The 14,698-nt window shown below is 38.6% G+C and carries 12 protein-coding genes; 9 read left to right on the forward strand and 3 right to left on the reverse strand.

What is annotated here, in order from left to right; genetic code table 11:
• The first annotated feature begins 2 nt into the window (after positions 1–2).
• Together K6I41_RS04965 and K6I41_RS04970 are read left to right on the forward strand one after the other, a co-directional pair.
• Positions 3–818: a PhzF family phenazine biosynthesis protein gene (locus K6I41_RS04965; RefSeq protein ID WP_250375313.1), complete on the forward strand. Its 816-nt coding sequence runs from the start codon at positions 3–5 to the stop codon at positions 816–818.
• Positions 819–940: 122 nt separating this feature from the next.
• Positions 941–3,703: a M16 family metallopeptidase gene (locus tag K6I41_RS04970; RefSeq protein ID WP_005307361.1), complete on the forward strand. Its 2,763-nt coding sequence runs from the start codon at positions 941–943 to the stop codon at positions 3,701–3,703.
• Positions 3,704–3,764: 61 nt separating this feature from the next.
• Here the strand turns inward: K6I41_RS04970 and K6I41_RS04975 are convergent, their stop codons facing one another.
• Positions 3,765–4,148: a DUF3144 domain-containing protein gene (locus K6I41_RS04975; protein WP_004790823.1), complete on the reverse strand. Its 384-nt coding sequence runs from the start codon at positions 4,146–4,148 to the stop codon at positions 3,765–3,767.
• A 107-nt stretch (positions 4,149–4,255) separates the two neighbouring features.
• Between K6I41_RS04975 and K6I41_RS04980 the strand changes: the two genes are divergently transcribed.
• The gene (locus K6I41_RS04980) at positions 4,256–4,888 is read left to right on the forward strand and encodes a hypothetical protein (protein WP_005307359.1); all 633 of its coding nucleotides are present in this window, start codon (positions 4,256–4,258) and stop codon (positions 4,886–4,888) included.
• 35 nt (positions 4,889–4,923) lie between these two features.
• Here the strand turns inward: K6I41_RS04980 and K6I41_RS19190 are convergent, their stop codons facing one another.
• On the reverse strand, positions 4,924–6,387 hold the full coding sequence (locus K6I41_RS19190; protein ID WP_350028591.1) for a CYTH and CHAD domain-containing protein: 1,464 nt from the start codon (positions 6,385–6,387) through the stop codon (positions 4,924–4,926).
• 165 nt (positions 6,388–6,552) lie between these two features.
• On the opposite strand from K6I41_RS19190, the gene K6I41_RS05000 reads away from it, so the two are divergent.
• The 6 genes from K6I41_RS05000 to rapA all read left to right on the forward strand — a co-directional run bounded on the left by K6I41_RS05000 (position 6,553) and on the right by rapA (position 13,523).
• Entirely contained in the window at positions 6,553–6,936 is a 384-nt protein-coding gene (locus K6I41_RS05000) for an Mpo1-like protein (RefSeq protein ID WP_111854442.1), read from the forward strand.
• A gap of 115 nt (positions 6,937–7,051) precedes the next feature.
• Positions 7,052–7,663, forward strand: coding sequence for a thiamine phosphate synthase (thiE, locus tag K6I41_RS05005; protein WP_192833922.1), 612 nt, complete (start codon positions 7,052–7,054; stop codon positions 7,661–7,663).
• A gap of 42 nt (positions 7,664–7,705) precedes the next feature.
• Positions 7,706–9,004 carry a glutamate-1-semialdehyde 2,1-aminomutase gene (gene hemL, locus K6I41_RS05010; protein ID WP_013197129.1) on the forward strand — a complete coding sequence of 433 codons (1,299 nt, stop codon included), beginning with the start codon at positions 7,706–7,708 and terminating at the stop codon, positions 9,002–9,004.
• A gap of 61 nt (positions 9,005–9,065) precedes the next feature.
• Entirely contained in the window at positions 9,066–9,770 is a 705-nt protein-coding gene (locus K6I41_RS05015; protein WP_250375314.1) for an acyl carrier protein, read from the forward strand.
• Between the two features lie 132 nt (positions 9,771–9,902).
• Entirely contained in the window at positions 9,903–10,541 is a 639-nt protein-coding gene (locus K6I41_RS05020; protein WP_005307342.1) for an RluA family pseudouridine synthase, read from the forward strand.
• Between the two features lie 144 nt (positions 10,542–10,685).
• The gene (rapA, locus tag K6I41_RS05025; RefSeq protein ID WP_013197132.1) at positions 10,686–13,523 is read left to right on the forward strand and encodes an RNA polymerase-associated protein RapA; all 2,838 of its coding nucleotides are present in this window, start codon (positions 10,686–10,688) and stop codon (positions 13,521–13,523) included.
• 58 nt (positions 13,524–13,581) lie between these two features.
• Here the strand turns inward: rapA and K6I41_RS05030 are convergent, their stop codons facing one another.
• Positions 13,582–14,598, reverse strand: a complete 1,017-nt coding sequence (locus K6I41_RS05030) for an AI-2E family transporter (RefSeq protein ID WP_004790840.1) — start codon at positions 14,596–14,598, stop codon at positions 13,582–13,584.
• Between the last annotated feature and the right edge of the window lie 100 nt (positions 14,599–14,698).

Genomic DNA, 14,698 nt, shown 5'->3' on the forward strand with positions numbered 1-14,698 from the left:
CCATGAAAATGTATCAAGTCGATGCTTTTACAAAAGAGTTATTTCGCGGCAATCCTGCGGCTGTGATTGTTGAAAAAGAGTGGCTAGATGCAGATTTAATGCAGAAGATAGCGCTTGAAAATAACTTATCTGAGACTGCTTTTGTCAAAATCATAGATGCTGAAAATTATGAAATTCGTTGGTTTACGCCAACGATTGAAGCCGATTTTTGTGGTCATGCCACTCTTGCTAGTGCTTTTGTAATATTTAAAGATTTTACTGATAAAAAGACCATTAATTTTCATGTCCGAAACTTAGGTCTTTTTATCGTTCATCAAGATGATGATGGTAAAATCAGAATGAATTTTCCAATTCGTAAAGCTCATCAAGTCGAAGATTACCCAGTGGTTTTACGTGAGGCATTAACCAAACCTTTTAAAGCGGTTTATCAAAATGTTCAAGCTTACATTGTAGAATATGAGTCAGTGCAAGATGTATTAGACGAGCAGCCTGACATGAGCTTGCTCAAAACCCTAGGTAAACGGACTGCGATTACAACGGCGGGAATGGAGGTTGCAATTACCTCAAAAGCAGACCAGCAATATGACTGTGTATCGCGTTATTTTGCACCTGTTGCGGGCATTGATGAAGATCCTGTTACAGGTTCAGTTCATACCGCAATAGCGCCGTTATGGGCAGAAAAGCTGGGCAAAAATAATATATTGGCTTATCAGGCTTCTAGCCGTGGAGGCGTTTTATATTGCAATATCCTGTCTGAAGAACGTATTGAAATTTCAGGCTATGGAAAACTTTATATGCAAGCTGAAATTTTTCTTTAAAATATAAGGCCGTTTAAATAAACGGCTTTTTTTTCAAATCTTTACTATTAATGTCAGCTTAAATTTCCTACTATAGTCCCACAACTATTGATTTTTTATTATTCAAATTAATTGGTATTTATATGTTTATGCAGTTTAAACAACTGACTCTCTCCCTATGTATTCTTGGTTTAAGTGCTGCGTCTTTTGCACAAACCACACTAGTAAAAAGCAAGCAAAATATTGAGGAATATAAATTAGATAATGGTTTTCGGGTTGTACTTGCACCGAACGACAAAGAAAATAAAATCTTTATTAATACCATTTATTTAACTGGTTCATTAAATGACCCGCAAGGTAAAAGCGGTTTAGCTCATTTGCTTGAGCACTTGGCTTTTAAAGGGACAAAAAATGTTAAAGGGGAAGAATTCCAGCGTCGTCTAGATCAATATACATTGATGACGAACGCCAGCACCGATTATTACTCGACCAAATATACCAATATTGTTCGTCCGGAAAAGACTGCACTCAATGAAGTGTTATATCTTGAATCGGAACGTATGGATAAATTAGTTCTACAAGAAAAATTTGTTCCTTCTGAAATTGAAATCGTAAAACGCGAACGTGAAGTCCGTATGGATCAGCCTTTTGCTGTCCTGATGGATCAAATGTGGAAGTCAGCTTATGGTAACCAATATTTAGGTCGTTTACCGATTGGCGATTTACCTGAGCTTAAATCTATTAAAATGCCTGAATTGAATCAGTTCTATCGTAGCTGGTATGCGCCTAATAATGCAGTCATGGTAATTTCAGGTAAGTTCGATAAGACAGATGTCTTAAAAACCATTGATCAATACTTTAGCCCAATTGCGGCGCGTGATGTTCCTAAGCCTGTACAGATTCCTGTGCTCGACTCTACAAAAATAAAAAATCGTCAGTTTGTGGTAAAAAAGGGGAGCGATCTCGCTAAATTCCATATCTATATGAATGGTAAAAATACCAAAATTCAGCCGACTCTCGCTTTAGCGCCTTTGTTATATACCATGCAGCCAAGTGGTCATTTATATCAGAACATGGTTGAAACAGGCATTACCACAAATGTTGATGCAAGTACGTGGTTAGACCAAGATTTTAATGTGGTGTTTCTGGGTGCCATTTATGCACCAAGTAATGACCCTAAAAAAGTTGAAAGCTCTCTGCTAGCGGGTATTGAGAAAGGTAAGCCTTTTACTGAAGTTGAATTAAATCGTGTTAAGAGTTTAATGAAAACTCAAGGCGATTTAATTACTAAAGATGCGGTAGCACTTGGGTCACGTTTAAGTGATTACACGGTTGCTGGTGGGCAATGGGATCAATATTTTAAAGATTTAGATTCAGTAGAAAACGTTAAGTTAGACCAAGTGAATCAAACTTTAAAACAATTCCTTGTGGCTGAGCATCGCATTGACGGTGATATTTTACCAACACCTGAAGATCAGAAAAAAGCTCAACAGCAAAATGCAAAAGACGCACCTAAAACTCTAGATCAGGTAGAAGCAAAGGCAGAGCCTTTAAAAGATCCAAAGGTGTATCAACAAGAAGTCGCGGAGTTTTTAAAAACTTCTAAGCAATATGTTGAAAGCAATGAGAAAAAGATTATCCGTGGAAAACTGAAAAATGGAATGAAGTACGCTTTATTCCCAGTTGAAACACGTGATGATCGTACTTATGCAACGATTACGATGGACTTCGGAACAGAAAAATCTTTATTTAATAAAGGTACGGTCGTTGATTTAACTTCATACTTATTGCTTCGTGGTTCTGATAAATACAGTTTGCAAGATATTGCTGATAAATCGATTGATGCGGGCGGCGCGGCTTATGCAAGTGCTGACGGCAATGGCATGACCATTAATATTCAGTCTAAATCAGAAAAATTTGATGAGTTTTTCGAGTTTGTTCTTGATGTGATGAAAAATCCAAAATTTGAGCAATCTCAATTTGATTTAATTAAATCACAAAGTTTATCAAGCCTTGATCGTCCTTATACTGAACCAGATGTCGTGGCTGGCTTAACACTTTCACGTTTGCTTGAAGAATATCAACCAGGTGATTTGCGTTATCACTTTGAACCTGAACTGGCAAAACAGCAATTGAAAAACGCAACTCAAGAGCAAGTGAAAGAGTTGTATGAGCGTTTCTTTGCAATGAACCATGCTCAAATTGCTATTACAGGTAAATTTGATGCGAAAAAAATGCAGAAATTACTTAATCAGGAATTTGGTCGTTGGAATGGTAAACAGCCTTATCAAAAAATCTTGATTAATCATGTTGATTTTCCAGCTCAGCAAGTTCATGTTTTATCTGAGCAGCGCGAATTTGGTAGTTACCAAAGTGTGCTTTCAATTCCAGTTGGGAAAAACCATCCAGATGCATCTGCATTAATTTTACTTAACTATATTTTAGGTGAGTCTCAAATTTCATCACGTTTGGCTCAAGAGCTTCGTGAGAAAAATGCGCTAGTCTATGGTTTTGGAAGTGGGCTGCAACTTGACCGTGATACGAATGTAGGGGCCTTAAGTATTAGTGCAAATTATACTTCTGGTCGCTCAGCACAAGTGTCTGCATCAATACATAAAGTGTTGAATGACTTGTTGAAAAATGGTGTGACTGAGCAAGAGCTTGAAGCTGCTAAAGCAGATATCATGAAGAAACGCGTTACGGCATTAGAAGATGAACGTAATATTCATGGGATGTTAAATCTACAGCTTGAAACAGATAAAACATTACAAGACCGTATTCGACATGATCAAAACTTGACTAAACTGACTGTTGCAGACGTAAATGCAGTAATTAAAAAGTATATTAAACCTGAACATTTAGTTGAGGTGATGGCTGATCAATATGGTCAGGCAGCAAAAAAATAAAGTCTTATCGCAAATAAAAAGCCACTAAATTGTGGCTTTTTATTTGGATGTTTAAATCATCTTAATGATCATGTTTATGCGCATGAAAATCTTCATTTTTACGGAAACGTAAATAATTTTCGAACTGTTCACAGTACTCATCAAAATTATCTTCAAGCATCATTTGAAATTGTTGCACAAGATAAGACATCACTTGATCTTTAGCAGCGCGCATTTCTTCGCCATCTTTAAAATTATTTGCTGCTACCCACGTGTTAAAACGGGCACTAGCAAACAACATTGCTGCGCTTACTTGACCACGCAGTTCGGCTGGATCTGGCTTTTCACCTTTTGGCGGGCGACAAAAATCATTGGCTTGTTTAATGAATTCATCCGCACGCTCAAAGAAAACCGCATTTAACGCTTCTTCTTCAGTAATATCTGTTGCATTAATCTTTTGAGACATGACTTATTCCCGCAAAAATAGAGCTGCTTATTATAGGCAAACGCTTGCGGAAACAAAACCTTTGACTTAGTCTGTAAATAGCCTAAGTATTGGTTGGAGAGTCTAATATGCAAGATGCGATTGCTATTCAAAGTTTAAAAACAGATATTGCTTTATTACGCCAGCATGTTTTCCCACCTCAATATTTAGAACATGTTGAAGGATTGCCAATTTATTATGGCTTGCAAGAAGAAGTCGAAAATTATTATCACCAATGGCAGGACCTAATTGAAAGGGCACAAGAACTTTTTCAGCCATTTATGGAAGATGAATTACCAGATGCCATTCATTTGCCAAGTCATTTAAATTTACCGCTATTCTTTTTTCATGTAGATCGAATTCGGATTAATAAAACACGCGCAAAAGAATCGAAAACTTTCCGTGGTGTGGCAAGTCTTATTGAAAAATGCGGGCAGTTCGAAACTGATCAGATTTTTACAATGCAAGAATGGTTGCAGAGCGATGATACCGCGGCTCTAGTTGCTCACCGTGAATTTATCGATTTAAGAACGTATGTATTTCAACATGGACAAAGTGAATATACCCGTTCACGGTTTTATACCAATGGTATTGTGTTAGGGGTAGAACCACATTTTAAATTGGTCGATGCCCGTGATAAGCCAAGAAAGCAACGTAGTGATAGCTATAATGACCCGTTAGCAGATAACGGTGTGTGGAAAGTATTTGGTAAATACCGATAAAAAGTCGCTGCCTGTTTACAGCGACTTTTTATAAATTACCAGAAAGTTTCAGCTTGGCTAAAAGTTTGTAAAGCTTTTGCTGAGCGCTTTTGTAGGTGCGGTTGTTTGGCTTTTACCCAGCCTAAGGCAAACCAGAAAGATGAGTCATTTTCGACAACTTTATTGAAAATACCTTCCGCAATAAATAAGTCGTTATATTGACCTAAGGTGTTTTGTACAGGTTGTAGATGTTTTAAATATTGCTGTACTTTCTTGTCAGGATAAAGGCTTGAAATAAACTCAACACAATAACGTAACTGCTTAGCTGTCTTTCGTATTTTGTGCTGTTCAGTCACTTCAAGCTCAGAGAAGTGTTCAGCATTGCTAATCACTTTATGATGTAATTTATCTAAACTCTTTTTAATATGTTTTTTTAATCCACCTGTTTTGTTCTTTGAATCTTCTTCTGAATACGCAAATGCTAATAAATCGAGTAATAGCTTAATCGTGTCCGCAGAGGTAAAGATTGTTGAGAGTTCTTTTGAGGGCTGAACTGAAACAGGTAGTAAAAGTTCTGGTGAGCCATGTTGTTGAATGACAGGTAACACCTCGGTACGGATAGCATCTTCATCACGAGTGTCTCCAAGCTTACGGAAAAGCTCGGCAATTTGTTCTTCCCAAACAGGGTTTAGCTCGCTTGACCAGCCAGAGAAGTGTTTTAGTGCACTGCGTAAACGACGTAAACTTACACGTGCCTGATGAATATGCTCAGGTTCGGCAACTCCATCGGCAATTACAGCCATATTGGGTAAGAATTGTCCTAAACAGTTTTCGATAATCTTTTTTAGAGCCTGTTCAGCAGTAATATCTTTATTTAATGTCAGCGCTTTGGCATGTACAGCGGGTGAGGCTGCTTGCCCCAGTGTTAATAAATTCCCACGCTCGGCTTTACTTCTGACATCAAGCCAAAGGGCATAACGATTAATCCATTGCTGTGCAAATTGAATTAGCGTTTTTACTGCGCCTTGCTTAAGTTCAAATTCGACTTCACAAATTATACTTTGTGTATCTGCAGTTTTTACGACGCCGTCATCTAAACAAACTTCAATAGCTGTATTATCTGCTTCAAACACATGATAGGTGCGCTGTACATCGGTCTCAAACTGCAAACTTAGTTTTTCAGCTTGCGTTCCTAAAACCGCATTGATTAAATCAGTTACGACTTTATTATCTTGATATAACGCAAGGTTTAAGTCAGGTTCTTGGTCACACGCACCTAAATGAATTTCTTCTTCAACACGGTGCAGGTGGCTTTGACCTGCGGCTTTAAATGTTTGTACCCATTGATTATCTTCTTTACGTAAACGTAGAGCCATGCCATTTTTTGCGAGTAATCGATCAGGGGTATCGTAATACTTTGCCTGTAAGTGAATATATTTCGCTTTATGTTTTTTTAAGTATTGCTGGACAGTTTTTTTCTTCGATTCAGGTAACTGAAACTTTAGTTCGACTTCGACCATAATATATCTCCCTGAATCAGGTATTTAAACTATCTTGAATAAGTATAATAGCTTAGCGCTAAAAGTAATGCTTTTGATAGAGAAAGTTACAATCAAACATATGACGCTAGGCTTTTATTTAGGTGTACAATCAGGTGACGTTTTGATCAAATAAAAATCAGGAAGATGATCGTGAATGCACCAGTAAACTTTAGCCATGAAGCTCAGCCAGAGTTTGAATTGCCGATTAAAAACTATCAGGAATTTTATCGTTTTTATTTAACTGAACACCGTAACATCATGAGCAGACGCTTACATGTGGTGGGTAGCAGTATTGGCATATACTTTTTTTCAAAAGCAATTCGTAAGAAACAGGCCAAATATGTGCTCTATGGTTTGGTAGCGGGCTACGCAAATGCTTGGGTTGGACATTTTGTGTTTGAAAAAAATAAGCCTGCCAGTTTTAAACAGCCTTTCTATAGCTTTATTTCTGATTGGCGAATGCTATCTGATGTTGCACGTGGTCGTTTGAGTTTGACTGATCGTAAGCATGACAAAATACCAAGTTAATTTTACTTTCTATTCTTAATATACCGATTGGTACTGGTAAGCCTATATCAATCGGTACTTATGATGTCCTATAAATCCGTTATACTAGCGAAGTTTTTTAAAGCGAGAGTAGAGTATGCGCGGTTTATATCTCATTACCAATGATGACCCAATCCAATTATTATTAGAAAAATTAGACGCCGCACTCGCAACTCATCAGGTCGCAATTTTACAGTACCGCCGTAAGAAAGTAGAAAAAGCAGACCAACCCGCAGAAGTTGAACAGATCAAACTTTTATGTGAAAAATATCAAGTTCCTTTTGTGATTAATGATGACCTAAAACTGGCTGCTCAGTTTGGTTTAGGTGTGCATTTAGGGCAAAGTGACGGTGAAATTACTGATGCAAAATCGCAGTTACTTGAAGGTGTCATTATTGGTCGTACTTGTCTAAACTCATTAGAACTCGCCCAAAAAGCAATTGCAGATGGCGCGACTTATATTGCATTTGGTGCAGTCTACGCGACCTCTACAAAACCTGAAGCAGGTAATGTGGGTATCGAAGTGATTAAGCAAGCAGCAGCCCAATATGATTTACCAATTTGCGCGATTGGTGGTTTAACTGTTGAAAACTCAAAACCTGTGATTGAGGCTGGGGCTGACCTCTGTGCAGTCATTAGTGATATATTAGGCCGATCAACTGCTGAAATTCCTGCCCGTGTACAGGCCTGGGCACAATTATTTTCTTAAGCTTTCAAAATTATTTTTTAGATATTTAAGACGAGCATTTCCATGAGTTTATCTCCAAAGCAAGAACAGTTATTTAAACAAGCCAGCAAACACATTCCAGGTGGTGTGAACTCTCCGGTACGTGCCTTTAATGGCGTTGGAGGAACACCTGTTTTCATCGAGAAAGCAAAAGGTGCTTATTTATGGGATGTAGATGGTAAGCGTTATGTTGACTATGTTGGTTCTTGGGGACCAATGATTTTGGGTCATGCTCATCCAGAAATTATTAAAGCAGTACAAACAGCCGCAGAAGATGGTTTAAGTTTTGGTGCACCAACCGTACATGAAACAACGTTGGCAGATATTATCTGTGAAATCATGCCATCAATTGAATTGGTGCGTATGACGAACTCTGGTACAGAAGCGACCATGACGGCTATTCGTTTAGCGCGTGGTTACACTGGCCGTGACAAGATCGTGAAGTTTGAAGGTTGTTACCACGGTCACTCTGACTCACTTTTAGTAAAAGCAGGTTCAGGCTTACTGACTTTAGGTGAGGGTGAACCGACTTCAAAGGGTGTTCCTGTTGATTTTGCTAAACACACTTTAACGTTACCTTATAACGATATTGCTGCATTAAAAGAATGCTTTGCTAAATTTGGTCATGAAATTGCGGGCGTCATTATTGAGCCTGTCGCTGGTAACATGAATATGGTGAAACCAATTGACGGTTTCTTACAAGCCATTCGTGATGTATGTGATGAATATAAATCTGTATTTATTATTGATGAAGTGATGACTGGTTTCCGTGTTGCTTTAGGTGGTGCTCAATCGGTTTATAACGTTAAGCCAGACTTAACGACTTTAGGTAAAATTATTGGTGCGGGCTTACCTGTAGGTGCGTTTGGCGGTAAGCGTGAAATTATGGAATGTATCGCACCTTTAGGTGGCGTATACCAAGCAGGTACTTTGTCTGGAAACCCACTTGCTATGCGTGCTGGTATCGAGATGTTTAAACATTTACGCCAACCAGACTTTTACAGTAATTTATCTGCTCAACTTGAAAAGTTACTTGCAGGCTTACAAGCCGCAGCTAATGAAGCAGGTATTCCATTTAAAACTCAGCAAGCTGGTGCAATGTTTGGTCTTTACTTTACCGACCAAGAAGACATTACAAGTTTTGACTCTATGTTGGCGTGTGATATTGAAGCTTTCAAAAAGTTCTTCCATGGCATGTTAAAACGTGGGGTAAACTTAGCACCTTCAGCATTTGAAGCAGGCTTTATTTCATCTGCTCACTCCGATGAAGATATCGAGTATACGATTCAGGCTGCTAAAGAAACATTCGCTGAAATGAAGTAAGCAAAAAGCCCGTGTTAAACGGGCTTTTTAATTTGAGCTATTTTTATATTTGTAGAGAACAATGTTTTATCCTTTACCTCGAAAAATCCAATTAGCAGCAAGTACTTCAAATTGGTCAATTGAGTCTACACAAAGTATTTTGCTCATGGTTGGGCTAAATGAACTTGAAAAATCACCTGACTGGGTGCACCAGCCATTAGCCGATCATTTAGAATTACTAAGTAAAAGAGCACAGGCACTCGAGATTCCAGTTATTTTTATTGATGCATCTCAGCTTCAACAAACCATGTTGCAGTTAGGGCAACGACTGTCATCAAATAGCAAAGCCCAAGTTGTGATGGCCGGTGATTTGTCACCTCTGTTTAAACAAGTCATGCAGCTTGTTTTATCTATTACCGATTATGTAGCTATTGTAAATGATGCGATCTTGGCGGCTAATCTAGAGCAACATATCCAATTGGTTGAAAAGATCAGTTTTGACCATATAAAACATTTAAATACACGGACCTTAATGCGTCTATGGTCTTTAAGTGCGCCGTCTGAATATATTTTGTCGGATAAAGGAATCTTATTGGCAATTGCTGAACAGGTGGGGCGACACCCCATGGAGATTCATCCTGAAATTGATTTACGAAACTACGGTTTAGATCAGTCTGCTGTGAATTATCTGGTCGAATTATGGCGTGCGAATGGTGCGAGCTTGAGCACTGAAGAGATAATGCAAGCACCGACATTGCAGCATATTATGCAGTTATTGAAGCCTTGATTAACTATAGACTCCAAGTGATCCATAATATTTGCAAATTATGCTGTTAATTTACCCGAACGGCATTGTAATTCGGACGTAAGCTTTTTATTATTGCCCGCTTGTTTTTCATCTTGCCTTGGGAATACAACTTTGAGTGATTTTCTAAGTGAACATCTGATCTATCGTGATGATGATTTTATGGTGATTCATAAACCTTCGGACATCTTGAGTGTTCCTGGTAAGGGTGATTTACATGATAGCGTTTTGACAAGGTTGGTTGCGATTGAACCTAAAACTTTGCTCATTCATCGTCTAGACCGAGATACTTCAGGTATTTTAGTATTTGGTTTATCAAAGCGCGGTCAAAGTGCTATTGCGCGTCAATTTCAAGATCGTCAGACTTCAAAAATATATGAAGCGCTTGTCGCAGGTCATTTAGAGGGTGAGGGGACTGTAGATATTCCTGTCATCTATGATCCAAGCCGACCACCTTTACATATTGTCGACGCTTCTCACAACAAACCTGCTTTAACACATTGGCAGGCAATAGAACATTTTCAGATTCAGGGGCAACCTGTAACTCGTGTGAAATTAACACCAATTACGGGTCGATCCCATCAACTCCGTGTACACATGCAATATCTTGGGCATCCAATTGTAGGTGACACGCTGTATGCAACACCGGAGCAACAACTTGTTCCGCGTTTATGTTTGCATGCCAAACAGTTAAGTTTTAATCATCCTGTCACAGCAGAAACATTAACTTTTGACTGTCCTGTACCGTTTTAATGTAAAAATTTTAATGCGTGATTTTTTGTAGCAAAGTCATTTAATTGGTTTTTGCTTCAAAATTTTGCTTTAAAGACTACATAAAAAGATGCAAAAATAAGCTAATTTGCATCGTACAATATGTAGTGCGAACTTGAGAGAAAGGTGGAAAAATTGCAGCAGTATGCTATTGGTCAACGTTGGCTATCAGACACAGAAACTGAACTCGGTTTAGGTGTGCTTATTGATGTAGATGAAAGATCTGTCAGCATTTTATTCCCCAAAAGTGATGAGACACGTGTCTATGCACGTAATAATGCTCCACTATCTCGTATCATCTTTAACACAAATGATGAAGTTCAAGATCAAGAAGGCAAGAAGTGGATTGTTGAGTCTGTTGAAGACCGACATGGTGTTTTGCGTTACAACGTTGTTCGTACCTTAGAAAATGGCGAACAAGATCGTAAAGCGCTGAATGAAACACGTATCGGTGCACAAATTCAGTTATCGAAACCTTTAGATCGTTTGCTTGCAAGTCAGGTCGACTATAAAGAGTGGTATGACCTGCGTATTGAAGCGATGCTTATGCAAGCACAAATGCAGAATAGTCCTCTGCGTGGAATGGTTGGGGCGCGTGTTGGTTTAATTCCGCATCAGCTTTATATCGCACACGAAGTTGGTAAACGTTTTGCACCTCGTGTTTTACTTGCCGATGAAGTGGGCTTGGGTAAAACAATTGAAGCTGGCTTAATTATCCACCAACAGCTTAAAACCGGACGCTCAGAACGAATTCTTATTTTAGTCCCTGATTCTTTACAGTATCAGTGGATGATTGAAATGCGCCGTCGTTTTAACTTGCAATTCTCTCTGTTTGATTTAACACGTACCGCATCTATTAAAGAACATGATCCAGAACTTAACCCGTTCTTGACTGAGCAATGCATTATTGCCAGCGTTGATTTAATGGTTGACCATGATGATTTGCGTGAGCAAGCAATAGAAGCTGGCTTCGATTTGCTCGTGGTCGATGAAGCACATCATTTGATGTGGAGCGAAGAAGAAGGCGGTAATGATCGCTACGATTTAATTGAAGAGCTTGCTGAAAATACCGCTGGGGTGTTATTGCTTACCGCAACACCTGAACAGCTTGGTGTGGAAAGTCATTTCGCACGTTTACGTTTACTTGATCCACAGCGTTTTAGCAGTTTAGAGCGCTTCTTAGATGAAGAAACTCAATACCAGCAGACTGCAAAAATTGCTGAAGTACTCATGTCTGATCAGCCTTTAGCTCCAGAGCATTTATCTGCTTTAGAAGGCTTATTAGGTCACAGTATTGAAGACCAACCTGACCAACGCTTTAGAGCAATTCACGAATTATTAGACCGTCACGGTACAGGTCGTATTTTATTCCGTAATACGCGTGAAGCAATTCAAGGCTTCCCAGGGCGTGATTGTCAGCCAGCACCATTACCAGCGCCAGAAGATTGGTCAAAAGATGGGAAACTGCGTGAGCAAATGTGGCCAGAAGAAGCACAACTTGATGGTTCATGGATGCAAAATGACCCACGTGTGCTATGGGTAATGGAAATTCTACGCAAAGATCTCAAGCATAAAAAAGTGCTTTTAATTGCGCGTAGTGGACCAGTTGTTGAAGCTCTAGAAAATGTATTGCGTTTGCATGCAGGCATTCGTACTGCAATGTTCCATGAAGGCATGAGCTTACTTGAACGTGACCAAGCAGCAGCCTATTTTGCTGAAGAAAGCTATGGTGCACAAATTCTCCTGTGTTCGGAAATTGGTTCGGAAGGCCGTAATTTCCAATTCGCCAGTGATCTAATTTTATTTGATCTGCCAGCGAACCCAGATGTTTTAGAGCAACGTATTGGACGTCTAGACCGTATTGGTCAAGAAAACCGTATTCAGATTCATGTGCCATATCTTGTTGGAACAGCTCAAGAGCGTATGTTCCGTTGGTACAATGAAGCACTTAATATTTTCAGCAATATTTCTCCGACAGCACAAACGCTGCAAGAGAATTTTATTGTTGAATTAAAAGACTGTTTGCTTGCAGACCAAGGTCAAACATTTGAAGATTTGCTTGAAGAAGTGAATGTTCAACGTCAAGCTTTGGAAGCTGAACTTCAAGCGGGCCGAGATCGTTTACTTGAATATAACTCATGTCGTCCTATCGTGGCGCAAGAGATTGTTCAGGCACTTGAAGATTATGATGACAACACAACGCTACCAATGTTTGTGAAGCGTTTCATGTCTTCAACCAATATCGACTTTGATGAGCAAAGTAACGGTACTGTGATTATTCGTCCAACAGACCAAATGCAAGTGCAAGGTTTAGCGCTAGACGAAGAAGGCATGACCGCTACGTTCTATCGTGATCAGGCTCAGCTTCGTGAAGATGCTCAATATTTAACTTTAGAGCACCCATTCATTGAAAGTGTAATGGAGATGATCCGTACCCAATCATTTGGTAGTACCAATGTTGCTGTACTCAAGTCTAATGCGTTAAAGCAGGGTTCAGTATTAATTGAAGTGTGGTTTAAAGTCGATGTTGTTGCGCCTAAGGCGTTGAACTTACCATCGAGCTTGCCTAAGCAGTTAATTCGTGTGCTATTAAGCGAAACTGGTCAAGATTTGTCTGAAAAAATTGATCCAGCAATTTTGAAACCATATTTACATCACTTAGATGGCAATAGCTGTCGTCAGGTGGTTAAAGCTCGCCGTGATATTATTGAGCAACGTTATAAACAAGCATTGGATATCGCGAAAGTTGATTTGCCACAGCTTCAGCAGCAAGCAAAAGAACACTATGGTAATAAATGGCAATATGAAATTGACCGTTTAACTTATCTAAAACAGTTCAATCCAAGTATTCGTCAAGATGAAATTGAACGTTTACAAAAGCTGCAAAAAGAAGGCTTGAGCTTGCTTGATGGTTTAACTGTTACACCAGAAGCAATTCAAGTTTTAGTTGTGGTTAAGCCATAATTAACTCAAACTAAAAAAAGCGCCTAGAGGGCGCTTTTTTTTATAGATGGATTTTGAATTAGATGAGACCGGCATCTTTTAGTTCTAATTTTAAATATGCATAGAAAATTGGAGCTGCGATTAAACCGCCTAAGCCAAAAATTGACTCAAATACCAGCATTGCTAATAAAATCTCCCATGCATTTGCATTGATTTTATGCCCAATAATTTTAGCATTAATAAAATATTCAAGTTTATGAACAAGAACGAGATAAAGTAATGCTGCACCTGCGAGCCCGAGTGAAACAGTAAGCGCGGCAATGAACGTCAATGTATTGGAAATAAGATTACCTAAAATTGGAATCAATCCAAACATGAAGGTCAAAATAGTAAGCGTTTTTGCAAAAGGAAGGTGGACTCCCCAAAGCGGTAATAAAACAAATGCAAATAAAATAAAGAGCAGCGTATTAATTGCTGAAATTTTTATCTGTGCAAAAACAACATTTTTAAATGAAATTGATAGTTTCTGAATACGTTGAATCAGAAGAGATTTAAAAACAGGTTGAGGTGTGCGGCGGTGAAAACCATGTATAGCCACCAAGATACCGATAATGAGACCCATAACCATCGTCACGAAGTTATGCAAAATATCGGAGCTGGTATTTTTTAATATGGTCACGTTATCTTTCATAAAAGCGAAAATTTCATCTTTTAATTCTGTCACGCTATCGGGAATATAACCCGGAAGGTATTTGCTAATTTCAGCTTGTAAATGCAACAGGGTTTGATCGACTTTGCTGTTGATATTATGGATGCCTACACCTTTTAAATCATGAACCACAAAGCTAATTAAACTTGTAAAGAAAAAGGCGATCAGTGAAATCGTAATAATACTTAATAAAATACTAATAAAAATGCGGGCTCTTTGACCATCAATATAACGTTCTACAACCGAGCTTAAGCTAATAATAATTTCATAAATAAGAAAGCCTGCAAAAAAACTTGCTAATAGATGTAATGGGATAACCGAAAGCAAAAAGATGCCCATAAGAATGTAGCTTGCAATCAGACTTTGACGATTATTCAAATTTTGCATGTTGATCCCTGAGATCGTTGGGAATATAGAAGAAAGAGCAAATGGAATAATTATTTATACTCTCGCAAGCTATTCGCTTCAATCGGTGAATTATATTTTT

It is taken from the genome of Acinetobacter sp. AS23, from assembly GCF_023612055.1.
Lineage (GTDB): Bacteria > Pseudomonadota > Gammaproteobacteria > Pseudomonadales > Moraxellaceae > Acinetobacter > Acinetobacter oleivorans.